Genomic DNA, 25542 nt, shown 5'->3' on the forward strand with positions numbered 1-25542 from the left:
TCATTATAAATTTATTTAAATAAACGTATTAGTTTGTAGTAAATGACCACTCTTGCCCTATACTTTTAGCTCCATTATCATCCTTAGTATCCACTCTCCAATAATAAGTAGTTGCAGCAAGAGTTGTTACATCAAAATTTGATACTGCTATATCTGCTTGCGTTAAAACTGGATCTGTAGTATCACCAAAATAAAGTTCGTAAGTTAAACTATCATCTGTATCAACATCACTACCTGACCAATCTAAAGTCGTTATCCCTGCACTTATAGAAGCGCCTAAAACTGGCGCATTTAAAGAAGCTGCAAATGGTGTATGGTTAGATATTCCTTCTCCTTCAGTATAAAAAGCATAAGTTTCAGAAGCTGTTGCTTCATCTTCATTATCAAAAGCTACAACATTCCAATAATAAGCAGTTCCATTATCTAATGCTACTGTTATGTTTGTTGCTGTAGTTGTAATTTGTTCAACAATACTTGCTTGGTTATGGTTTCTATTTGTTGCAATTGTAAGCTTATAACTAATTGCATCTCCATCTATATCCGTTGCTGCAGCCCATTGAAAGTTAATATCACTTTCTATACATAATAAATCTGAACTAGGGTATGTTAATATATCAACAGCTGTAGGGGCTGTATTTGGTGTTGAAACTACATTAGCACCGCCTCCATCATCGCTACTACTACAAGAAACAGCAAACACTAATAGTAATAATACTGGTAAAAATTTTATTTTCTTAATCATATCTTTTATTTTTTAACAATTCTTAAAACTTCTGATGTATCTAAATTCATTTTAATAAAATATACTCCTGAATTTAAATTAGCAAAAGGAACATCTAAAGTATTAGAGTTATTATTTCTATAGTTTTTATTAATAACCAACTTACCATTTACGTCAAAAACTTGAAGTTTTATCTCTGTCTGCTTAATAGAGTTTGGCAATGTTATTTTAAGATTATCAATAACTGGATTTGGACTAGCGATAATATTTAACGTATTATCAATAGTTGTTTTAAAAGTACCTTCACAAGCTTTTGCTGTTTTAATTTCTAATGTTCCAGAACCTAATAACTCTAACTCAAAAGATGGATTGCTTGTTATTTTAATAACTTCATCGTTAAACAAAACAGTAAACGGTGCTGTACCCCTACTAACCTCTATATCACTAACATTAGAACCATCATAATTATTTACAAATTCCAATTCAATAAGATCTGCTGCTTCAATGTTTATCTCGAAACACTGCTCATAAGCTGTTCCATTTACCATTACACAAACCGTGTATGAACCTACCTCCATATCTTCAAAGGTGTACGCACTTGATGTAACTTGTTCTGATAAATTTAATCCGTTACCAACAACAGTTGCTGTATAAGTAACATATGTTTCGTTAACATTTACTACAATCTTACCATTGTTCTCTCCAAGACAGGTTTCTGAAATAGTTTCTAAAGAAATGTTATCTGGATTCGTATAACTTGTATCACAAATGTCTCCTATTCCGTTTCCATTAGTATCATTTTGATTTGCATTCGCTACATTTATACAATTATCAATATCATCAAACACACCATCACCATCTGTATCTTGACAAACATCTCCAACGCCATCGTTATCTGTATCTAATTGATCAGGATTTGCTGTTGTTGGGCAATTATCAATAACATCTAAAACACCATCATTATCGGTATCTTGACAAACATCACCTATACCATTTCCATCTATATCTGCCTGATCTGCATTAGGAGTATTTAAACAGTTATCTACACCATTATTTACACCATCTCCATCTTCATCACCATTTGCATCTAATTTAAATTCTCCAGAAAAAACACCTCTCCCATAGGTTGCCGCAAAGACCATATTATCATCTCTTAAGTCTAAATCTGTAACTTTTACATTAGACATTCCATTAAAAGCTTGATTCCAAATGGGATTAACATCAGAAAAATTATTTGTAAACCAAACACCTAATTCTGTCCCAATAATTACTTCATTTAAGCTTAGTGGATTTTGAAGAATCGCTTTAACAGGCATATCTGGCAAGTCTCCTTCTTTGGCCTGCCATGTAGCACCACCATTATTAGTGTACCAAATACTTTGTACACCATAATTATGCATAGTAATAAAAATCTCATTTTCAGATTGTCCAAATTCAATATCTGAAATACTTCCTACTATTACATTTGTTAAATCTAATTCTGTCCAAGTTTGAGATGCAGCATCTGCATTTTCAACTTTAAACACATCACCAAGAACCGTACCTACCAATAATGTAGAAGAACTTGTAGTATAAGGAGAGACTTCGAAAGCGCTAGGAGAGGTATCCATATCTACAAATGTTAAATTTGTACCTTCTACTGTATTTTGAGATTTTATTCCAGAATAACGTCTAATTATACTATTCCCTCCTGAAGAATAATTTGAATATAAGATGTCTAAGTTTGAATCTAATGCTTGTGGGTTAATAAAATCTCCATTAGAACTTCCTTCATCATTAATAGTAACATTCGTATTATTATTTAAATTTAAAAGATTAACACCTGAGTTATACACATAATTTCTTATCATATATCTATCTGTACCATCTTGATCAAAGAAGGTATATGCTCCATCTCCTCCATAAGGTTCTGTAGAAGAGTCTGGTGCATTTGGGTTAGCATCTTGAAATAATTGCGTTCCATTATCTTGTAAACCTCCTGCAAAGTAATCTCCTGTAAAAGCTGTTGTAGGACCTACCGCGACAGTATAAAATTGAGATGTATTAAAATCTTTGTTTCTAGAACTTGTTGTAGTTCCAGAATTTCCAGAATAATAAACACCTCCATCGTTACCAAATGCAACTACACTAGAAGATCCATTTGCAAATGTCATTGCATGTTGATCAGCATGTACTTCTTGAGATCCAAAACCTCCATACCAATGACTAAATTGAGCCCAAGAACTACCAGCACTTGTAGATCTAAATAAATCAATACCTCCTGCATAAACAACTTGATCATCATTTGGATCTACTTCTAACATTAAATCGTAAAATGCTTGACCTCTGGTAAAGTCATTTGCATCAATTCCTGTATCCGCATCATTAGGTAAATTTACCGACAAAATTGTAGAAAAACCATCTTCCGTTCTTTCCATAAGCACTGGGTTAGTAGCATCACCTTGAGCTAAAACAAAGATTTTTTCTGGGTTAGAAGATGACACAGCAATTTGAGTTCTATTACCATTTGGAACTGTTCTTGCTAAAGTAAAGTTTGTTCCATCGGTAGAGCGAAATATTTTTCCTCCTCCATCTCCAAAAACCCTACTATTAATAGTCGATACCCAAACATTATTATCTGCTCCTATTTCAATATCATTAGGACAATGCTTTCTAGAATTATCTGTTAGTGGCATTGCTATTTCATTCCAATTAGCTCCATTATCTATTGATTTATATAACCCATATTCTGGACCTGTTAAAAAAGTTGTTGATGATCCCGATGAACCACCATAAAAACTATCACCTGCTGCTACATACACCTCAGAAACACCTGCATTATCCCTAACTTTTATATCATTTACAAATTGTATTCCAGGCACCAAATTACCTGTAAACGTATCCGTAGAAGGGTTTATTGACCCTGTAACAGTTCCTGCTAATACAGCAGCCTCAATAAGATCACCATCTGCCTTAGATAACATAACAGATGGTATAGTAATTGTTGGATCAGAACCTCCCATTGGAATAGGTTCTCCATCGTTATTATTCATCATTATAACCCCAATTGCTCCAGCATCTTCAGCACTTTTCACTTTTACTGTAAAATTACATACACCTCTTCTAATTAAAACTATTTTTCCACTAAGAGCAGTTGGATTTGTTACTGTGCCACATCCTTGCGGAGAAGTAGATGTGTTTCCTGCAATTGTTACACTTTCTGATTCTATTAATACGATTTCGGCACTTAACACCGTACTAGTTTCTGTTCCAAAAGCTGTAGTTGGATAAGACGAATAATCTCCTGCAATAGTAGCAGGTGCGTTTATTGTAATATTTGAAGCTGATTCAAAAGTAGTTGGTCCAGTAATGCCACCAAAAACTTTTGCCCATGTAACTCCTCCATCTACAGATTTCCAAACACCATCTCCATTAACATCTCCACCTACATAAGACTCTCCTGTTCCTAAATAAAAAATATTTGTATTATTAGGGTCATAAGTAATACAACTTACAGCTAAATTTTCTGGAATATCAACTCTTGTCCATGTTGTATTTGCATCAGAAATCTTAGTGTTTTTCCATAAACCACCACTAACTCCTCCGGCAAAAAGAGTCTCATTAGTACTATCGTTAGGATCAAACATGATTGCTCTTGTTCTACCTCCAACATTATTTGGACCTCTTTCTATCCAACTATTATCTATAGCATCTCCAGGCACTCTTGAAGAAGCTAAAAAAGCATCTCTTTTTGCTATTTGATCTGCTTTTATTTGTTTTAGATTTTCAGAAGTTGGCCTGCCCAATAAAGGATTCATTGTCAGCTCCCATTCTTGCTCAAAATACTTATTAGGTGTTAATCCAGACGCTTTTCTTTCTGGTTTAGTTAACTTAAGCGTTTTTGTAAAAGGACTTTTTTCTAAGTTTTCTTTATGAAGTTTTTTAATTGTATCCTGGTGTGTTAATTGCCTTTCCTCTTTATTAGAAAACGTAAAAAGCGCAGCAAAAACTAGAATACAAGATGTTAGAATAATAATTTTCTTTTTCATGTTATTTTTTTAAGTTTTTAAAAGTACTTGATTTTATTATTTTTATAATAGTATTATTGTTAAATTTTTATTGATTATCCCGTTAAATACTAAATCCCTTTATTTTTCTGTATTGAATAATTGCTTGGCTATCGCTTAACAATGATATATAATGACAAACACTTAAAAGTCTTTCATATAAACTTTCTTGATCTGTATTTATCGTTTTAGGTAAACCTTTAAGAATTAACTTATCGTAATTAGACGCTGTATTATCAAAACAATTATTTACCGCACTTGTGTATGTTTCAAGCAAAGTACTTAACACTCCATAACCAGCAATTTCCTTATCTACAACCTCTGTAGATTGGTATATTCTCTCAACACTTAACTTAATGATGTCATTAATTTGAGCTTCGTATTTGCTTTTATCTAATAACCCATCACTAAACGTTCCTGCTAAAATGGCTTCTTCATTTTTCATAAACATATCAATAGCTTCTTCAATTAATGCTCCAATTGCTAAAGCTCTTAAATAGCTAATACGGTCTTCGGTATTAGAAAGCGTGTGATATTTTTCTGTTTTAATTTTATCTCTAACCAAGTTTATTAGATACTCTAAAGCAAAAGCTTCTGGTATTAATCCTAAATTAATACCATCTTCAAAATCTATAATCGTGTAACAAATATCGTCTGCTGCCTCTACTAAAAAAGCTAAAGGATGCCTAGCGTAACTAATATCTTTTTCACTTCTCTTTTCTAATCCTAATTCTTCTGCAACATCTATAAATGCTTCTTTTTCATTCTGAAAAAATCCATACTTCTTATCTGCAATATGCTTGGTTGGTTTTTTAGGTAACGACTCTTTTGGATATTTTGTAAAAGCACCTAATGTTGCATAACTTAATCTTAAACCTCCTTCTCTACCTACTCGACTTTGAGTAACAATTTTAAACCCGTTAGCATTACCTTCAAAATCACATAAGTCTTGGTATTCTTTTTCACTTAACTTATCCTTATGCTCTTTTCCTTTTCCAGACTTAAAGAATTCACCAATCGCTTTTTCTCCAGAATGACCAAAAGGAGGATTACCAATATCATGTGCTAGAGCTGCTGCTGCTACAATAGCTCCAAAATCATGCGCTTGGTATCCATGAGTACTTTGTAAATGTGGATGCTTTTCTAATATCTTCTGTCCAACACGTCTTCCCAAAGAACGACCAACAACACTAACCTCCAAACTATGCGTTAAACGCGTGTGCACAAAATCGGTTTTCGATAATGGAATAACCTGAGTTTTATCCTGAAGACTTCTAAATTCTGAAGAAAAAATAATACGATCGTAATCGACCTCAAAACCTAAACGTGTTTCATCTTGTTCTTTACGTAATCTTTTGTTTGTGTCGCCAAAACGTTTTAACGATAGTAGTTGCTCCCAGTTCATATTAAGATATTAAGTGGATGCAAGATATAAATTTCAATGTTAAATTAAGGTTTCCTAATTACAAAAAGACAACTTCTTTGATAACATTAAACTAACGTTTTGATGAAAAAGGTTTAACCTGTAGTTAACCTTGACTTTACATGTTGATGGTTTCTTTGCAGCAGAAATTAAACTATAAAATGAAACAATTTTTACTTACCATCACCTTACTAACATCATTACTTACTTTTTCCCAGAACAGTGCTTCAATTTCAGGAAAAGTATTAGACCAAGAGTTTAACAACGAACCGCTACCTTTTGCAAACGTTTTAATTAAAGGAACTGATAAAGGAACGTCTTCAGATTTTGATGGACTTTATAAAATTGAAAATTTAGACGCAGGTTCTTATATTATTGAATTTAGTTTTATTGGTTACGAAACACAAAACATCCCTTTTCAAGTAAAAACTAACGAAAGTAAAGTTTTAGACATTACTTTAAAAGCAAGTGCTGCTGCTCTAGACGAGGTTGTATTACAAACCACTACAAAACGTGAAAGTGAAACCGCTTTACTTTTAGACCAAAAGAAAGCAGTAGACATTAAACAAAGTATTGGAGCAGACGAATTATCTAGAAAAGGTGTTAGCGATGCTGCTGGTGCAGTTGCTAAAATCTCTGGTGTATCTAAACAAGAAGGATCAAGTAATGTTTATGTACGTGGCCTTGGTGACAGATACTTAAACACTACTATGAATGGCCTATCATTGCCATCTAACGATGTTAATAAAAAGAACATCGACTTAAATTTATTTTCTTCAGACGTTATACAAAACGTATCTATAAGCAAAGCATACTCTTCTAGATTCTATGGCGATTTTTCTGCGGGAAACATAGATATAACTTCAAAAGAACATAAAGGTAATTTATCTTTTAATGTATCGACTGGCTCTGGCTTTAACACAAACGCAATAGATAAAAACTTTGTAAGAAGCGAAGGCACTGGATATTTTGGTTACTATGGTAGATACGAGCATAATCCTTTTGCTATTATTTTATCTCATGGTATCGATCCAGAAAATGTAAGCTCACCTATAAACATTAACTACGGAGCATCTATAGGCAACACGTTTGAGTTTAATGAAGAGTCTCGTTTAAGTGTTTTTGCTACTGCTTCTTTCGAAAACAATTACGAGTACAGATTTGGTAAAGCTGTAGATTTTTCGACTGTAGAAAAAAAGCGTTTTGATGCAGCCGAAGAATACGAATATAGCACAACGACAACGGCTATGGCAAATTTAAACTATAGAATAAATAGTGATAATAGTTTAAAATTCAACTCTGTTTTTATTAATAGCTCTTCAGACGAAGTTGGTTATTACGGTATTGATGGTAAAGGAAAAAACAGAGATGCAATTCTTAACACAGACGAAGGTTTTTACCAAATGAATGTACAATTCGATCAAACTAGAATGTTTGTAAACCAATTATTAGGAAATCATAAATCTGGAAAATACGAATTAGATTGGGGATTCGGATACAATAAGGTATACGCAAACCAACCAGATAGAAAACGTATAAGTTTAGAAAACTATCACCTTGCTTTTGATAATGATCCTACTACAAACCCAAGTTTTTATAGCAATGTAGATTTCGATAATCAACGTTATTTTCAAAACATTGAAGACGATGAGTACAATAGCAAACTTAACTTAGCCTACGAAGCTAATGAGAACCTGAAATTAAATTTTGGTTACAACGGAAGATACAAAACAAGACAATTTGATAACATCCGTTATGGTTACGACATCCAAGATAATGGCTATGCAGTAACAGATGTAAATAATTTTGATAGCTTCTTTACCTTATCAAACATTAGTTTTGATAGCAACACAACAGGATACGATACTTCAGTAATAAACGGAATTCCTGTAAGTACAACAGATCCAAACCAAACTTTAGGAAACACTAACTTACCTGGTTTACCAGAAAACACTTACTCTGGTAAATTAAGTATTGCTGCTGGTTATGCAGATGCTGAAATTAAAGCTGGCGAAAAATGGCTATTTGTTCCTGGTGTTAGATTAGAGTCTTTCGACCAGTCTATTAAATACGATGTTATTAATTTAGGTAATCAAGGAAACAGCGAGCGCTCGTTTAAAGAGACTTTTATTCTTCCTACTTTAAATGTAAAATATGCTTTAAACGAAGATCAAAACCTACGTTTCTCTGCAAGTCAAACAGTTTCTGTTCCAGAATTTAAAGAAGTTGCTCCTTTTGTATACGAAGATGTATCTACAAGAATTGGTGGTAACCCAGATGTTTTAGGGTATTCTAAAATTTTAAATGTCGATTTAAAATACGAATGGTTCTTTAGCAGAAGTGAAATCTTCTCTGTAGGTGCTTTTACGAAACAAATTAACGATCCAATTAACTTAGTTGTAGTTGGTGATGCCACTGGAACACAACGTTATGTTAGAACTGGAGAAAAAGCTAACGTATATGGTGTTGAAGTAGAATTAAGAAAAAACATTTTAGTAGATAACGAAGACAACACAAGCTTATCTTTTGGTATTAATGCTACTTACATGAAAACTAAGCAAGATTTATATCCAACAATAGATGAAACTTTCGATTTAGCTTTCAATAAAACTGAAGACGAATTACAAGGTGCTTCTCCATTAATATTAAATGCAGACATAAGCTACTCGCCAACTTTTAAAAACTACAAACCAATAGCTAACCTAGTATTCTCTTATTTCTCTGACAGAATTGATGCTTTAGGATCTGGAGATTTAGGAAACATTGTAGAAAAAGGTGTTCCTACTTTAGATTTTATTTGGAAAAACACCATAAACAAAGATTTTGAAATCAACTTTAGTGCTAAAAACATATTAGATCCTTCTATACAATATGTAAGAGAAGATGCCAGAGCTGGTGACATATTTGTGACTTCGGCAAACGGAAAAGGTATTACAGATTACAAACGTGGATTAAACATAAACCTTCAACTTAAATATAAATTTTAACTACAACTCTTAATTAAAAACAAATTAAAAAAAACACGATGAAAAAACAACTAATTTTAGGCTTAGCAATATTAGCTTCGGTATTTTCTTGCACAACTGATGATACTTCTGACATTGTAATAAACTCTACAACAAATAACACTACTGGTGGTGGAACTGAAACTGATCCATCAACAATTTTCTTATCTGGTACTTATACTGAAGATTTAACACTTGACGCTAACAACACATACAAAATCAATGGTTCTTTAATTATGGCAAGCGGAACAACATTAACTATTCCTCCTTGTATGACTATTGAAGCTTTATCTTCTGGTGCAGATGTTTATGTTGCCATTTCTCAAGGTGCTAAAATTATAGCAAACGGCACAGCAAGTTGTCCAATTGTATTTACTTCAGATTCATCTAATCCATTAGCTGGAGATTGGGGAGGATTAATTTTATTAGGAAAAGCGCCAATAAACTCTGTAACAGGAACAGCTACTGCAACTTCAGAAATTGCTAGTTTACCTTACGGTGGAAATACTGCAAATGATAATTCTGGTTCTTTAAGCTATGTAAGAGTTGAATATTCTGGTGGTGCAGCAGATGGACAATCTGAAAACAACGGATTTTCATTCTACGGTGTAGGAAATGGTACAACTGTAAACCACATTCAAGCTATCGAAGGAAAAGATGATGGTATTGAGTTTTTTGGAGGTACAGTAAATGCTAGTTATATCTCTGTTGTAAATGCTGAAGATGACTCGGTAGATTGGACAGAAGGTTTTTCTGGAACATTAACAGATGTTTACATTTCTAATAGAGCTACAGACGATAAAGCAATTGAAGCAGATGGTTACAATACAGACTTTAGTAATGCTACCGGTATTTTCTCTAAGCCAACATTAAACAATGTAACTATTGTTGGTGAAGGTTCTGCAAATTCTTCGGAAGCGGTAAGATTAAGAGCAGGTACTCAAGGTATCTTTTCTAACATTCATATTACTGGTTACGCTGAAGGTTTTGATTTAGATGATTTAGATACAGGAAATGGTGTAGTAAGCGACGATTTACAAGTTACTGGAGTTACTTTTGTTGATGTTACATTAAACATGAAAAACGATACAACTGTTACTTTTACAATTGCAGATTTTTACACAAATGAAGGTACTGCAACTGGAACAGATTATGCTACTTGGGGAGCAAACTGGACTGTTCAATAATAGACAATAATTTTACAAAATAAAAAAAGCATCTTCAAATTGAAGATGCTTTTTTTATTTTTTTAATTTCAATAATTTAATTGCTATCAGCAACAGAAGCTTTTACTTTCCATTCGCTAACACTTGCAATAGCATTATTGCTATAATCTACTTCTTTTAAAGTAGCATCTTTCCAGATTAACCACTTGCCGACTTTTTTACCATTATCATAATTTGCAGAAACTTGTTTCTTGCCTTGTGCGTCATAACTAAGCCACTCTCCTTGTAATTTACCATCTGCAGTATAAGCACCTGTTTGGCTTACAACTCCATTGTCATGATAATAAACAACTTCAATTAAATTAGTGTCTTTATTAAGTTTTAAATCTCGCTTATCTTGAGCGAAACTTACCGCAGCAATTAAAAAGGCAATTGAAAATAAAATTGATTTCTTCATAATTATGGGTTTTAATATTATATTCCAAAGATAAGCAATACATAACATTAAAACAACAATTACGTAACATTAAATTAACATTGAATATTTAAGACACTGATTTTCATCGTTTTAAAAATTAAATTTAACATTAAAAAGCTTAATAATTACTTAATATTAGCTTTACACTAACTTTAACTAAGGTTAGCATCTTTGCTAAGTCTTAAGACAAATCAATTAGTTTTTCATATAATCTATTTAGTTTTTGTCGACTACATTATTATGATTTCTAATGAGGCTGTCTTGGCCAAGGCAGCCTCTTTTTTGCTTATATTTATATTAAAAGTTAATCATTTAGAAACATTTAGTTAACATTAGAATCGGTTATTTGCATCGACAAAAAACTAAAAGATTAATAATGAAAATTAAATTTATCCTTACGGCACTATTGGTGTGCGCGTTATTCTCATTGAATGCACAAGAAATAAGCGACACTAAATTTGGTAAAGGCCTAATAAATTTTACAGCTAAAGACAGTTCTTTTAGTATAAAGTTTGCACCACGCTTTCAGTTTCGATCAACATCTTCTTGGGACTATGACGGAAATCAATACGAAAGCCCAGACCATAATTTTATTATACGTCGTGCACGTTTAAAATTTAATGGTTTTGCATATTCTCCTAAATTAAAATACAAAATAGAACTAGGGCTATCTAACAGAGATATTTCTGGAGCAAATGATTTTAACAGAAATACACCACGAATTATTCTTGATGCCGTCGTTATGTGGAACTTTGCCAAAAACTTTGAGCTTTGGGCAGGTCAAACAAAATTACCTGGCAATATAGATCGTGTTGTTTCTTCAGCAAACCTACAATTAACAGATCGTTCTTTATTAAACAGTCGTTTTAATCTTGATCGTGATGTAGGCGTTCAATTACGTCATAAATCAAACTTAGGAGGTCATTTTTTAATGCGTGAAAAAATTGCTATTTCTCAAGGAGAAGGACGTAATGTTAGCGAAGGTAATATTGGCGGTTTACAGTACACTGGTCGTTTAGAGTTATTACCTTTTGGCGAATTTCAATCTAAAGGAGATTATATTCAGGCCGCAATAAAAAGAGAAGAAACACCTAAATTAATGGTAGGAGCAACATATAACTATAACCAAGATGCGGTTAGAGAACGTAGCGGATTAGGTGATTATATGTTTAGAAGCGATGATTCTTTATACGAAACAGATATTACTACAGTATTTGTAGACGCCATGTTTAAATACCAAGGCTTCTCCTTTATGGGAGAATATGCTTCACGAAGTGCAGAAAATGCTATTGCTATAGACTTAGATGGTACACCAACTGGAGATATTGTTTTAACAGGGAATGCAGTAAATTTACAAGCTGGATATATGTTTAAAAGTAATTATGAAATTGCTGCGCGTTTTACTACTTTAGATTTTGATCCTGAAACAGGAACCGATCCTCAAGAACAATACACATTAGGTGCATCAAGATACATTGTAGGTCACAAATTGAAGGTCCAAAGTGATTTAAGCTATACAACTTTAAATGGAACCGAAGACAACATCACTTTTAGAATTGGATTCGATATTCACTTTTAACCACGAATTAATAACATTGAGGTAACATTGTACTCGATAACACTAAAGATATTTGCAAACTTATTTTAATTAAAAATTATGGATAATATTTATTTATTTATGTTGATTGCCATTACGGTTTTAGCTGTAGCTGATATTGTAGTTGGAGTTAGTAATGACGCGATTAATTTCTTAAACTCTGCGATTGGTTCTAAAGCCATTTCTATGCGAACTATCATGATAGTTGCAAGTTTAGGTATTTTTATTGGAGCTGTATTTTCTAGCGGAATGATGGAAGTAGCTCGAAAAGGTATTTTTGTACCTAGTATGTTTAGTTTCGAAGAGATTATGTACATTTTTATGGCTGTAATGATTACAGACATTTTATTACTAGATTTCTTTAACACCTTAGGTTTACCAACCTCTACAACAGTATCTATTGTATTTAACTTATTAGGAGCTGCAGTAGTAATGTCTCTAATAAAAATTAATGCTCCAGATAGCACACAGACTTTAGCAGATATTGGCAGTTATATTAATACAAAAAAAGCCGTCGAAATTATTCGAGGTATTGTAATGTCTGTTTTTATAGCATTTACTGTTGGTGCATTAGTACAGTGGGTCTCTCGATTGGTATTTACTTTTCAATATGAGAAAAAAATAAAAAACTTTGGAGCCTTTTTTGGTGCTTTCTGTTTAACAGCCATTACTTACTTTATCTTTTTAAAAGGATTAAAAGGATCTCCATATTATAATGAATTAAAAGGTTTTATTGAAGGTAAAGAAATAATAATAATCCTTGGTAGTTTTTTACTATGGACAGGTGTTTCGTTTGCATTTCAAGCTGCAACAAAAAAATCAATCTTATTAGTAGTAATTGCAGTAGGTACTTTTGGTTTAGCATTAGCATTCTCTGGTAACGATTTAGTAAATTTTATTGGTGTACCAATGGCAGCTTACCACTCTTACGAAGCATGGATTGCTGGAGGTATGGATAGCACAATGTCTATGTCTATATTAAGCAAAAAAATGCCTGCAGAGCCTTTTCTACTATTTATTGCTGGTGCAATAATGGTATTAACATTATGGTTTTCTAAAAAAGCAAAAACTGTTGCTGAAACAGAATTAAGTTTATCGCGTCAAGGTGATACACACGAAAAATTTGAACCAAACATGTTATCTAGAGGTGTTGTAAAAGGAACAACTTATTTATCTAATGCTATAAGCGCTATTATACCAAAATCTCTTCAAGAGAGTATGGATAAAAGTTTTCAAAAGCCTGATGCAGCTTTAACTAAAGATCAAAGTATAGACGCTCCTGCTTTCGATATGATTAGAGCTTCGGTAAACCTAATGGTTGCCGGTGTATTAATTGCTATAGCAACTTCAATGAAATTACCTTTATCTACAACATATGTAACATTTATGGTTGCAATGGGAACCTCGTTTGCAGATCGTGCTTGGGGAAGAGAAAGCGCTGTTTATAGAGTTGCCGGTGTATTAAATGTTATTGGTGGTTGGTTTGGTACTGCTTTTGGTGCTTTTGTAGCTGCTGGTATTGTAGTGTTTTTAATAAACTGGAATCCACAAGTAATGACTCCTATATTATTATTAATAACTGGATTCTTATTAGTTAGAAATTACTTAGCACACAAAAAATCTTCAAACAAAACAATTGATGAAGATAGCTTAAAGGAAACAGGAAGTAGTTCTGTACAAGGTGTAATACATGAAAGTGCTAGTAATATTGCTAGTGTTGTAAAGCGTGGAAACACTATTTATAGTAATGCGATTAGAGGTCTTGCAAAGCAGGATACTTCATTACTTAAAAAGAATAAAAAACAAGTGACTAAATTATCAGATGAGGTTGATAGTTTAAGAGATAATATCTTCTACTTTATTAAAAATTTAGACGAAACAAGTTTAAGAGCTAGTAGTTTTTATATTAATATTTTAGGTTACTTACAAGATATGACACAGTCTTTAGAATACATTTCTAAAGCAAGTCATAAACATATTAATAACAATCACAAAAATCTTAAATTTAGTCAAATTAAAGAATTAAAAGAAGTTAATGATGCATTAGAAATTTTATTTAATGATACTAAAAACGCTTTCGACTCTAGATCTTTTGAACAAATTGGAGATATTATTGGACGTAAAAAAGACTTATTCGATTTAGTAACTTCAAAAATTGTAAAGCAAGTTGCTCGTACAAGAACTGAAGAGTCTAGCCCAAAAAACACAACGTTATACTTTAGTTTATTATTAGAAACTAAAGATTTATTATCTGCAACAATGAACCTATTAGAAGAGTATTATGGCTCTCATGATAGTTCTGTAGAAATAGCAACTATTCCAGATACTGAAGAATAGAATAAACGTTCTAAATATTAAGAAAGCCATCATTATATAATGATGGCTTTTTGTTTTTAAAAATTTATATGAATTTAATTAAAACGTAACCAAGTAAAGATCCCATTATAATAATCCAGATAGGACTTACTTTCGTTTTAAAAACCAAAACTGTAGCAATTAAAGCAATTACTACTCCCCTCCAATCTAGTAATGTTTCTTTAGTCATTACAATTAGCACAGATAACATAACAGCTACTGCTGCAACATTTACTGCATCTAAAAAATAGCGTAGCATTTTAGAGTTTCTCATTTTCGGAATAAACGGATTGAGAATTAAAACAAACAAAAAAGAAGGCAAAAACATTCCTGCTGTTGCCACTAAAGCACCTGTAAATCCGGAAAGTTGGTAACCAATAAAAGTAGATGTAGATAACACCGGTCCGGGTGTAAATTGCCCTACAGCAATAGCGTCTATTAACTCTGCTCTAGTTAACCAGCCTCTTGTAACCAACTCAGCATCTAAGTAAGCAAAAAGAACATAACCACTTCCATATAAAATTGCTCCTACTTTTAAAAAAACTAAAAACACTTTTAATGTAGATAGTTTTGTTAATGCTAAACCTAGACTAGAAGAAAAGAGCATTGGCGAAAAACTGTTTAAACTCGATATCTTTTTCTCTTTAATATAAAAATATAACATACCTAAAATTCCTGCGCTTAAAAGCGCTACAATTTCATTTACACCTAATAGTGTAACAATTAATACTAATACGCCTAAAACAGTTAACTCTGTTGTTTTAACAGCTTTCTTACCTAGCTTTAATACAGCAGAAGCTATAATTGCCAATACAGCAGGCTTAATACCAAATATAAATGGTGCTACTTCAGGTAATTCACCATACTTAACATATAAGTAAGCCAATAAAGCTGTTATAACTATTGCTGGAAAAATAAAAGATATACCGGCTACAAAAAGTCCTTTCTTGCCAGCACGTTCGTAACCACAATGCATAGTCATTTCGGTAGAGTTTGGTCCTGGAATTAAATTAGTAGTTCCAATAAGATCTAAAAAAGAGTCACGCGTTAGCCATTTTCGTTTTTCTACAACCTCATCTTCCATCATTGCAATATGTGCTGCTGGTCCACCAAATGCAAAACAACCTAATTTAAAAAATACTAAAGCAACCTCTTTAAGTCTATTATTCATCGTTTATTTTATAACTTTAAAAATAGGAATAAATTAATTTAACACTAAACTAAACAGGTTCCTATTTGTTAAAGTTTTTTTAAAATTAGTTTTAAGGAAGTCTACAATTACAAATTCCACGTAACTATACTAAATTCTAAAACTTAATTATGACTATTAAAAAAACAGCAATCTCGGTATTCGCATTTATTATTTTAGCAAGTTGTGTTTCAAAAAAGAAATACGTTGCATTAGAACAAGAAAAAGGAGAGGTAGTTAGTGAACTAACAAAGACTAAAGTTGAGAAAGAAGAACTAGAAGCAAAATTTGCAAAAATTGAAGCTCGTGTAAGTGATTACAACGCTAAAATTAATTCTCTAGTTACAGATAACGAAGGTTTACAATTGGAAAACGATAGTAAACTCGATATTTCACCAGATGGTACGGTTGCATCAAAATTAACTAAGCAACAAATGCGTAACACATTAACTAAAGTAGATCCTTACAAATTAAGTCAGGCTAAAACTTTAAAAGATTCTATGAATCTTGCTGTAGAATACAGTTTAAATCGTGTAATTGATACAAGCTCTTTAAATGAAGATGAAGACATCTCTGTAAATATTAACGAAACTGTAGTAATGATTTCTATTAGTGACAAAATGCTTTTTAACACAGGAAGCTATAGATTAAGCAATAAAGCTAATGGTATTTTACAAAAATTAGCAGATGTTATTAACTCTGAACCAAGCATAGATGTTATGGTAGAAGGACATACAGATGCAAGATCAATTAGTACTGCTAAAGTTTCAGACAATTGGGATTTAAGTGTTTTAAGAGCAACATCTGTTGTAAGAAAATTACAAAATAGCTTTGGTGTAGCACCAGAAAAATTAATAGCTTCTGGACGTAGTAGTTACCAACCTTTAACAGATAATGATACTAGAGAAGGACGTTCTAAAAACAGACGTACTAGAATAATTTTGCTTCCTAATATCGATAAGTTTTTTGCTTTAATGGCATCTAACTAATAAGGTGTTTTAATAACGTTTAGGCATTATTAAACAAAACATTAAAAAAGCCACAAGTCTTTATAAAGACTTGTGGCTTTTTTGTGTTTACTTAAAATCATCTCAAGTTTTTATTTGACTTGATATTAAAAACGTAATATGATTAGACTATTTTAAAGAAGAAACAGTATTAGAGCAATTAACTTGCGTTTTAACAAAGAAGTCGTTTATTAAACGTCTACACTCGTTTAGTTTATCTTGATTTATACTGTAATAAAGGTTTTTACCTTTTACAGTTTGTTTTAACAAACCTGTTTTTCTTATTTCTGCCAAATGTTGAGAAATAGTAGGCTGTGCCAACCCAATAGCTTTTACTAAATTGTTACAATTAGAATCTTCATTCTGACTTATATATTGAATAATAGATACTCTAGCAGGATGCCCAATCATTTTAGTGAAATTAGCAATCTGGTTTTGTTGCTCATCGAAAATATGTTTTTTTGTAAAGCCCATTGTAATTATTTAATTGTGATATTGCAATATCACGTTTATTTGTGAATTAAAAAAAGCCAAAGATGTAATTACCTTGGCTTTTAGCAATTATTTAGAACCAAGCTTTTTTACCTACTTGGTATGTGTTGTAAAATTCTTCGTCAGATTTTGTTAAATAAATAATACCTTCTACTAGCCCAATAACACCTGGAATCCATACAAAAAGTAAACCTATTGCAAAACATGATAAAAGATACATTATTAATGAAAAGCCAAGTAAAATAGCTCCTTCTTTATTGTATCCTAAAATAAATTTATGAACTCCTAAAGAACCTAAAAGTATAGCCAATATTCCAGCCATTAATTTTTTATTCTCTCCATTAGCACCACCAAAAGTTTCTTTAGCACTATCACTAAATTCTTTTGCTGTCTCTTTAGCATCATCAGCAAACTCACTTGCTTTTTCTTTTGCTTCGCCAGCGAACTCACTAGCTTTGTCTGCTGCTTTTTTAGCTCCTTCTTTAGCGTCTCCTAACATATCGTCAAGGCCATCTTTTAAATTTTTTTCGTCGGACATTATTTTAGTTTTTGTAGTTGATTTATTCTTTAAAAGTACTAAAAAAAGTACCGTTTACAAAAAAGCCTTATCTATTGGCTCCCATAGCTCTATTTTATTCCCATCGTTATCGAGTATCCAACCAAATTTCCCATAGTCGTATTCTTCAACTTTTCCAACAATAGTAACGCCTTCTTCTTTTAAAGCAGCTAATAGTTCGTGTAAGTTTTCTACACGATAATTAAACATGAACTCTTTTTTTGAAGGCTCGAAATATTTTGTGTCGTCTTTAAAAGGAGACCATTGTGTGGAACAGTCATTTCCTTCTTTATCTTTTGTCCAGAAAGTACAACCGTAATCGTCTGTATTAAAACCTAAATGTTTATTGTACCAATCTTTAGCTGCTTTTGGGTCTTTGCTTTTAAAAAACAAGCCTCCAATACCTGTAACTCTTTTTTTCATAAAAACTATTTTATTTCTATTCCCTTAAAAAAGGGAATCTAGTTATAATTTATTTCAAGATTTCATAGATTGAATTCCTGAATATTATTAAATTAATAATTATTTTTTAATCGTACTCTCGTAAATTTCAATCCATTCTTCTACACTCATTTTGCCTAGAAGCTCTTCAATTAAATCGTAAGGAATATCGTCAATTTTTTTAAACCTAACACAACTTTTACCCATATCTAGTTTGTACTTGCAATGTTTAGGATACTCTGCTACAAACCAATTATAAAGTTCCTTTTTAGCATATATTCCTGAATGGTATAATGCTATAAAATTTTTCTGTGATGCTAGATTAATAAAAGGCAAAGGCGGAAATGGTTTACAATGGTAGCCGTTAGGGTAAATAGATTTTGACACATAATAAGCTAGCATTCCATAACTTATTCCAGCTTCTAAACCTTTTGGCATGTGCTTTATTATAAGATTATTTAATTTAGTAACTGCTGCTTTCCTGTCTTCTGGAAGTTGCGCAATATAATCTTCGGGAGTGGTTGCTTGAGAAGTCATTTTAAGTATTAATATTTAAAGCTTAAAGTTAATAAAATTTTGCTTTAATCTTATCTACTATAGTTTGCGCTAATTTCTCTTTACTTTCAATAGTCCAACCTGCTACGTGTGGTGATAACAATACGTTTTCTGATTGAATTAAATATTGAAATGCCTCTGGCATATTACCGTCGCTAAACAGGTTTTCGAAGGAGGCTTTTTCGTATTCTAAAACATCTAAACCTGCTCCTAAAATCTTTCCAGTTTTTAATGCTGAAACCAAAGCTGATGTATCAACACTTTTCCCTCTTGCTGTATTTATTAACCAAAAGTCTTTTTTAAACGTATTGATAAATGCTTGATTAACCATACCAACAGTTAAATCTGTTTCTGGTGTGTGCAAGCTTAAAACATCTGCTTTTTCCTGAAGTTCTTCTAAAGAGACTTGCTTTGCGTTATTGTCTCCTACATTCGGTTTTAGGTCGTAACAAAGTACTTGGACATCGAACCCTCTAAGTTTCTTAGCAAATGCTTTTCCCATGTTTCCGTAGCCTATAAGCCCTACTGTTTTACCATCTAGTTCAAGTCCTCGATTGTCTTCTCGTAACCATTGGCCTTCTCTTACTTCTCTATCGGCTTTATTTAGTTTATTAAATAAAGATAAAAGCATTGCTAAACTATGTTCGCCAACAGCATTTCTGTTACCTTCTGGTGCTGCAATTAACGTGATGCCTTTTTCTTGAGCGTAATCGCAATCTATGTTTTCTAATCCTGCACCTACTCGACCTATAAATTTTAAGTTTTTTGCTGAATCGATAAAATCGCGATTGATACTAAAACGACTTCTAATTATAAAACCATCGTATTCGTGAATTATTTTTTGAATGTCTTCTTTTGAATCTGAATAATTTTCGTGATTAGTGAAACCTAAATCGTTTAATTGATTTATTAAAAGCGGATGATTTGTGTCTAGGTGAAGTATTTTCATATTGAAGGTATTGCCTATTCGTTTTATTATTTTTCGACCGAACTGCTTTAAATTAAACAGCTTTTAAAGTTACGAAGATTTGCGTTAGTGGTAGAAACGGCATCCTTTTTTTTGTTGCATATATGCAAAAAAAAGATATAGTGGATAACACGACCTTTTGCGATACTGCAAGGTTCTATAGACCTTGTGGTATCGCAAAAGGTAACGCCCAAAAAATATTAAAAGCCTAAAATAAATTTAGCGATTAAAAAGTAAGTTAATATACCAAAAACATCGTTACTGGTAGTAATAAATGGTCCAGTAGCAACTGCTGGATCTATACCTCTTTTGTCTAAAAATATAGGTACAAATGTGCCAATTAACGCAGCCATAACAATTACAGCAACTAAAGCAATAGCAATGGTTATTGATATATTATATGGTGTACCGAAGGCAAAATGAGTGATTAACAAACCTATTATTGCAATGGCAACGCCGTTTACTAAGCCTAATAAAAACTCTTTAAAAAGACGTTTTAAAATATTACCGTCTAAGCTGTTATTTGCTAGTGCTTGCACAACAATTGCCGACGATTGTACGCCTACGTTTCCTGCGGTTGCTTGAATTAACGGCACGAAGCTTAGTAATACTATAAAACCTCCCATACTATCGTTAAAAGACTCTATAATACTTGCTGCACCTAAACCTCCAAACATACCTATTAATAACCAAGGTAGTCTTGCTATTGTTAGTTTTTTAATACTATCGTCTGCTTCTACATCTCGCGATATACCGGCTGCCATTTGGTAATCTTTTTCGGCTTCTTCTTTTATTACATCTACAATATCGTCTATGGTAATACGGCCAACAAGTACTTTGTTTTCATCGACAACTGGAATGGCTTCCAAATCGTATTTTTGCATTATTCTGGCTACTTCTTCTGCATCTTCATTTACATCTACGAAATCTACTTTAGGAATGTAAACCGTTGAAATATGTGCTCGTGGTGAAGCCATTAGTAAATCTTTTAGAGAGAGGCGACCTATTAGTTTTTCGTCTCCATCTACTACGTAAATAGAATGTACTCTTGTAACGTTTTCGGCTTGCGCTCGCATTTCTCTTACACACTCTGTAATGGTCCAATTTTCGTTAACTCTTACAAGTTCTTTTGCCATTAAACCACCTGCTGTATCTTCGTCGTAGGTAAGTAACTCTCGAATTTCGGCTTTGTGCTCTTCGTCTTCAATGTATGCAATAACTTCCTCTTGACGTTGTTCGGAAAGTTCGGCAATCATATCTGCCGCATCATCTGTATCAAGCTCCTCAATTTCTTCGGCAATTTCCTTTGTAGATAGTGTTGCTAAGATTTTCTCACGATCGTCTTCATCCATTTCCATAAGGATCTCGGATGTAATGTCACTATCTAAAAGTCTAATAATGTATGATGCCTGATCTGTACTTAGATCTTCAAGAATCTCTGCTATATCTGCGTAATGGTATTCGGTTAGTAAATCTAAAATACCGTTATCGTCTTTAGAATCTACTAATTGCTCTACGCTTTCAATAAGCTCATCGTTTATTGAGAATTTGATGTTTTCGTCTTGTTCTTCCACTAAAGATATGTTTTATATTTTCCAATTAAAACTTACAGGTTGTCGAAAGTTTTTGGTTAATATTTAGTGTTAATCGATTTCTTTTTCGTCGTTTTCTATTAAACTTGTTAAATCAATAAAAGCTTGAACATCTAGCTGTTCAGGACGTTTGTCAAATATAACGTTTGCTTTTAGACTATCGCTTAATTCTAATGTTTTTAAACTGTTACGCAAGGTCTTTCTTCTATGCATAAATGCTTGTTTTACTACTCTAAAAAGTAGTTTCTCATCGCAAGACAACGTAAAATTTTCTTTACGTGTTAATTTTAACACTCCAGATTCTACTTTTGGTGGCGGATTAAATACCGTTGGAGGAACGGTAAATAAATACTCGGCATGGTAAAAAGCTTGTGTTAACACAGATAGAATACCATAGGCTTTGCTACCTTCTTTAGAGCAAATACGTTGGGCAACTTCTTTTTGGAACATTCCAGAAAACTCTGGTATTTGATGCCTTAGTTCTAATGTTTTAAAAACAATTTGTGTTGATATATTATAAGGAAAATTACCACATATAGCAAAAGGTTCGTCTTCAAAGGTTTCGGACAAATCGTACTTTAAAAAATCTTTTTCTATAATTCTTGGCGCAAGAGTTAGATAGTTGTTTTTAAGATATTCTACACTTTCTGTATCTATTTCGATAGCGTAAAGCGTTATTGGTTTTTTAAGTAAAAATTTAGTTAGAACTCCCATTCCTGGACCAATTTCTAATACTTTATCGTAACCTTTTAATGATAATGCATCACCAATTTGCTCTGCAATAGTTTCATCTTCTAAAAAATGCTGACCTAAAAACTTCTTAGCTTTTACTTGGTGTGGATTGTGAAATTTCTTTGCCATATTTTTTTGTTTTACCACGAATACACGAATTTAATTAATGTGATTTCGCTTATTAAAGTGGTGTATAATTTAATTACAAGAATTTAAAGCTATGTTTAAATAAAATTATTATTTAACGTCTACAGTATACTCATCTACAACTTCTAGTTCTGTTCTAAAAGCAAGCATTTTATCTGCAAATAGTTTTGCTCCTTCTGCTCGTAATCGGTCTGCATCTTCTTTATAATATAAATCTAATGTTTCGCGAGAATGTGCTCTATACTGTATAGAATAGGTTTGTCCACCCATTTCTTCTTCGATTAAAACTTTAGTTAGCTTTGCCTCTTTAAACTTTCCGGTTGCTAATACTTGTGGAATATGTTCTTTAATCCATTTTAGCCATTGGTCGTGAGCGCTATCGTCTATGTTTACTGTAACGTTATAAATTACCATTTTATATTATATTGTTTTTGCAAATAACAGAAGTTCTTGGTCATCATCAAAAGGTTTTACTTTTTTTTCGAAGTAAAAACCTAGTTTTTCTAACAGTTTTATAGAGTTCTTGTTTATTTCGAGTGTTATTGCTACTAATTTTTCTATTTTAAATTTCTCTTTTGCTAATTTAATAATGGCTTGAGAAGATTCGAACCCGAAACCAAAACCTTCATATTCTGGTAACATTGCGAAACCAAGATCTATATTATCTAATGTCTCTCTTTTTATTAAACCACAACTTCCAATAGGTTTTGGGCTGTCTTTTAAACGTAAAACATAAAAGCCAAAACCGTTATTTTTATAACTGTTTAAATGTCCGTTTTCAATCCTTTCTTCAGCTTGCTCTACAGTTGTTACATTTCTATCTCCTATGTATTTTAACCAATGCGGTGTATTAACTAATTCCATAAAGAAAGCAGCATCCTTAATTGTAAACTCCGAGATAATTAGTCGGTTAGTTTTAGCAACTATCATAGTTTAATGTTATTAGTTGAAATTTTTGGAGTTAAATGATAATGTATTACTGCTATAATTGCAATAATTAGTTAATAGCATCACCACGTAAAGCACGATACTTCTTTCTTGATTCTACAAAATAAATACTATCGGCATGTTCGAAAATAATGCTTTCGTAAAGTGCTTTTGCTTTTTCTGGTTGGTTTAATTTATTCGCATAAATTTCGGCTAAAGCATAAATAGCATCATCTACTAATATACCGTCTTTAAAATCTAAAATTATACGCTCGTAATTTTCTTTAGCATTATCAAACTGAGCTTTTTCTTCAAGTAACTGTGCTTGTTTTAAAAGTGTTTGTGCTACAATAACTTCGGTTTTATAATCTTTTAATATAGTGTTTAAAAGGGAAATGGATTCTTCTTTTTTATTCTGAAAAGCTAACAAATCTGCTTTAGCATACACTTTTAATGCCGTTTGTAAAGAGTCTTCCGTTTTATTATCTCCTATTAATAATTTTAAATCTAAAGCATCGTTTGCTGTAAGCTGAGATGTCGAGGCTTTTAATATTTTAAGCTGAGATTCTGCCCATTTAAAATCGCCTTTATAATAACTTGTTTTTGCAACTTTAAAACGCGCTTCTTGAGAAATAGTACTGTTTTTAAGGCTGCGCTGTATTTGGGTATAGTAAATTAATGCTTCGTTAAACTTTTCTTCTAAAACAAGAATATCTCCTAACTCCATTTTAATTGGTGCCGAACTGTAATTATCTATACCAGATTTTAAACTGTCTTTTAAAAACGAAATGGCTTCTGTAGTTTTATTAAGATAAAAGGCTAGGAAATGAGCGTAAGCAATTTGAATATTTAGAGTGCGTCCATCTTTCCCATAAGTTTCCAATAGCTTTACATAACTCTCATTTATTGACTTATAATCGTCTTTAGTCGCTTGTTCTGTTTCTATTTTAAGAAGATTATACTGTCCATTAATTTTAATATCTATATCCTGAGTATTATCCACAATAAATTGAAAGATCTCTTTTGCAAGCTCTGGTTGCTTTTGCGTGTATGCAATATTTGCTAATTCTTCTACACGGTCTAGAGATTCCATTTCTCTTTTATAAATAGCCTTTTCTTGGGTAAAAGCTTTTTTATAATCTTTTTGCTGAATAAACAACCAACTCAACATATCGTTCCATTTTAAATCTGGATCGGTTTGTATTTTTTTAAGTATAATTTTTCTTAAAATAGTATTGTTTTCATTCTCTTTATTCTCACTTATAAAACTGCTAAATTCTCTTTTTATAAGGTTTATGTAAGCATCATTAATTTCAGAAAAATTAATATAACTATTAAACATTTTTTCAATATCACCTTGCTCTCCATAAATACGAGCTAATTGCATATTAAAATTTAATTCTGGTTTTGCAACCATCGCTTTTTTATAAGTTTCAATAGCTTGGTCTAAAAGCGAATATTCTTCAAACGTTCGACCAATCATTCCTGCATAGTTAGGTTTCAACTCTAATTCATGTAGTGCTTTTTGGTAATTAATGTTAGCATTAATACTATCGTTTTGCAGTTTGTAATTATAGCCCAATTGTATAAGTGCTGGAGGATAATTTACAAGAGAAGTATATTTTAAAAGTAAGGCTTCTGCCTCTTTGTATTGTTCTAACTGTTGATGTGTTTTTACTAACGCAGTTAAATACCTTCTATTCTTTATATTTTTAGAATACAGCTTTTTGTAAGAAATTAAGGCTTTTTCGAACTTTCCATTTTTAAAATATTCGCGCGCAACAATATCGTCTTGAGAAAACGCATTGAAACAAAATAAAAAACAAAAAATATAAAGTAAACGCATAAAAAGTATTTGTGTAAATATAGCAAATGTTATGCCTTAAGCGAATATAGTAAATTACAAAAAGGCATAAAAAAATGCCTGAACTTAATCAGGCATTAGCCAATCTAAATAAATGTGCTATTAATCATTATATTTAAAATGATTCAATTACTCGACTGGAGAATTTTCTATTTAAAAACTAATTATTTGTTCGCCATTACTATGTTAGTTGTTTTCTCTGTTTTCAATTTGTCGAAATCCGACGAAAAGACTTTCACAGCTAAAACAATTAACGCAGCAAGTAGGAATAAGCGTTTAATG

20 protein-coding genes are annotated in these 25542 nt (G+C 32.1%); 5 read left to right on the forward strand and 15 right to left on the reverse strand.

What is annotated here, in order from left to right; all coding sequences use genetic code 11:
• Nucleotides 1-28 precede the first annotated feature (28 nt).
• The 3 genes from Q0935_RS03795 to Q0935_RS03805 form a co-directional block, all read right to left on the reverse strand.
• The gene (locus tag Q0935_RS03795) at nucleotides 29-742 is read right to left on the reverse strand and encodes a hypothetical protein (RefSeq protein WP_299382525.1); all 714 of its coding nucleotides are present in this window, start codon (nucleotides 740-742) and stop codon (nucleotides 29-31) included.
• Nucleotides 743-747: 5 nt separating this feature from the next.
• Nucleotides 748-4749 carry a thrombospondin type 3 repeat-containing protein gene (locus Q0935_RS03800; protein ID WP_299382528.1) on the reverse strand — a complete coding sequence of 1334 codons (4002 nt, stop codon included), beginning with the start codon at nucleotides 4747-4749 and terminating at the stop codon, nucleotides 748-750.
• An 82-nt stretch (nucleotides 4750-4831) separates the two neighbouring features.
• The gene (locus Q0935_RS03805) at nucleotides 4832-6172 is read right to left on the reverse strand and encodes a deoxyguanosinetriphosphate triphosphohydrolase (protein WP_299382530.1); all 1341 of its coding nucleotides are present in this window, start codon (nucleotides 6170-6172) and stop codon (nucleotides 4832-4834) included.
• Between the two features lie 179 nt (nucleotides 6173-6351).
• Here Q0935_RS03805 and Q0935_RS03810 point away from each other — a divergent pair, with 179 nt between their 5' ends.
• Complete coding sequence (locus tag Q0935_RS03810) at nucleotides 6352-9177, forward strand: TonB-dependent receptor (RefSeq protein WP_299382532.1); 2826 nt, start codon at nucleotides 6352-6354, stop codon at nucleotides 9175-9177.
• 38 nt (nucleotides 9178-9215) lie between these two features.
• The gene (locus tag Q0935_RS03815; protein ID WP_299249429.1) at nucleotides 9216-10382 is read left to right on the forward strand and encodes a multidrug transporter; all 1167 of its coding nucleotides are present in this window, start codon (nucleotides 9216-9218) and stop codon (nucleotides 10380-10382) included.
• Nucleotides 10383-10458: 76 nt separating this feature from the next.
• Here Q0935_RS03815 and Q0935_RS03820 read toward each other — a convergent pair whose 3' ends face one another.
• The gene (locus Q0935_RS03820) at nucleotides 10459-10818 is read right to left on the reverse strand and encodes a nicotinic acid mononucleotide adenyltransferase (RefSeq protein ID WP_299249426.1); all 360 of its coding nucleotides are present in this window, start codon (nucleotides 10816-10818) and stop codon (nucleotides 10459-10461) included.
• A 397-nt stretch (nucleotides 10819-11215) separates the two neighbouring features.
• Between Q0935_RS03820 and Q0935_RS03825 the strand changes: the two genes are divergently transcribed.
• On the forward strand, nucleotides 11216-12418 hold the full coding sequence (locus tag Q0935_RS03825; RefSeq protein WP_299382535.1) for a porin: 1203 nt from the start codon (nucleotides 11216-11218) through the stop codon (nucleotides 12416-12418).
• 78 nt (nucleotides 12419-12496) lie between these two features.
• Complete coding sequence (locus tag Q0935_RS03830; protein WP_299249420.1) at nucleotides 12497-14773, forward strand: inorganic phosphate transporter; 2277 nt, start codon at nucleotides 12497-12499, stop codon at nucleotides 14771-14773.
• A 64-nt stretch (nucleotides 14774-14837) separates the two neighbouring features.
• On the opposite strand, the gene chrA is transcribed toward Q0935_RS03830, so the two are convergent.
• Nucleotides 14838-15962, reverse strand: a complete 1125-nt coding sequence (gene chrA, locus Q0935_RS03835) for a chromate efflux transporter (protein WP_299382538.1) — start codon at nucleotides 15960-15962, stop codon at nucleotides 14838-14840.
• A gap of 155 nt (nucleotides 15963-16117) precedes the next feature.
• Between chrA and Q0935_RS03840 the strand changes: the two genes are divergently transcribed.
• Entirely contained in the window at nucleotides 16118-16969 is an 852-nt protein-coding gene (locus tag Q0935_RS03840; RefSeq protein WP_299249756.1) for an OmpA family protein, read from the forward strand.
• Between the two features lie 147 nt (nucleotides 16970-17116).
• Here Q0935_RS03840 and Q0935_RS03845 read toward each other — a convergent pair whose 3' ends face one another.
• From Q0935_RS03845 to Q0935_RS03890, 10 genes are all read right to left on the reverse strand, one after another.
• Entirely contained in the window at nucleotides 17117-17461 is a 345-nt protein-coding gene (locus Q0935_RS03845) for a helix-turn-helix transcriptional regulator (protein WP_055436010.1), read from the reverse strand.
• Between the two features lie 91 nt (nucleotides 17462-17552).
• On the reverse strand, nucleotides 17553-18017 hold the full coding sequence (locus tag Q0935_RS03850; protein WP_299382540.1) for an NINE protein: 465 nt from the start codon (nucleotides 18015-18017) through the stop codon (nucleotides 17553-17555).
• 54 nt (nucleotides 18018-18071) lie between these two features.
• Nucleotides 18072-18458 (reverse strand): VOC family protein, encoded by a 387-nt coding sequence (locus tag Q0935_RS03855; RefSeq protein WP_299382542.1) that lies wholly within the window; start codon nucleotides 18456-18458, stop codon nucleotides 18072-18074.
• A 99-nt stretch (nucleotides 18459-18557) separates the two neighbouring features.
• Nucleotides 18558-19013: a DUF1801 domain-containing protein gene (locus Q0935_RS03860; protein ID WP_299382545.1), complete on the reverse strand. Its 456-nt coding sequence runs from the start codon at nucleotides 19011-19013 to the stop codon at nucleotides 18558-18560.
• A 28-nt stretch (nucleotides 19014-19041) separates the two neighbouring features.
• Complete coding sequence (locus Q0935_RS03865; protein WP_299382547.1) at nucleotides 19042-19980, reverse strand: 2-hydroxyacid dehydrogenase; 939 nt, start codon at nucleotides 19978-19980, stop codon at nucleotides 19042-19044.
• Nucleotides 19981-20198: 218 nt separating this feature from the next.
• A complete protein-coding gene (gene mgtE, locus Q0935_RS03870) occupies nucleotides 20199-21572 on the reverse strand; it encodes a magnesium transporter (protein ID WP_299249401.1) in 1374 nt (457 codons plus the stop codon).
• A 69-nt stretch (nucleotides 21573-21641) separates the two neighbouring features.
• Nucleotides 21642-22451: a 16S rRNA (adenine(1518)-N(6)/adenine(1519)-N(6))-dimethyltransferase RsmA gene (gene rsmA, locus Q0935_RS03875; RefSeq protein ID WP_299382549.1), complete on the reverse strand. Its 810-nt coding sequence runs from the start codon at nucleotides 22449-22451 to the stop codon at nucleotides 21642-21644.
• A 108-nt stretch (nucleotides 22452-22559) separates the two neighbouring features.
• Nucleotides 22560-22883 (reverse strand): DUF4286 family protein, encoded by a 324-nt coding sequence (locus tag Q0935_RS03880; RefSeq protein WP_055436016.1) that lies wholly within the window; start codon nucleotides 22881-22883, stop codon nucleotides 22560-22562.
• Nucleotides 22884-22889: 6 nt separating this feature from the next.
• Entirely contained in the window at nucleotides 22890-23399 is a 510-nt protein-coding gene (locus tag Q0935_RS03885; protein ID WP_299382552.1) for a GNAT family N-acetyltransferase, read from the reverse strand.
• Between the two features lie 67 nt (nucleotides 23400-23466).
• Complete coding sequence (locus Q0935_RS03890; RefSeq protein ID WP_299382554.1) at nucleotides 23467-25242, reverse strand: tetratricopeptide repeat protein; 1776 nt, start codon at nucleotides 25240-25242, stop codon at nucleotides 23467-23469.
• Nucleotides 25243-25542 lie beyond the last annotated feature (300 nt).

The organism is uncultured Lacinutrix sp., from assembly GCF_947500605.1.
Taxonomy (GTDB): Bacteria; Bacteroidota; Bacteroidia; order Flavobacteriales; family Flavobacteriaceae; genus Lacinutrix.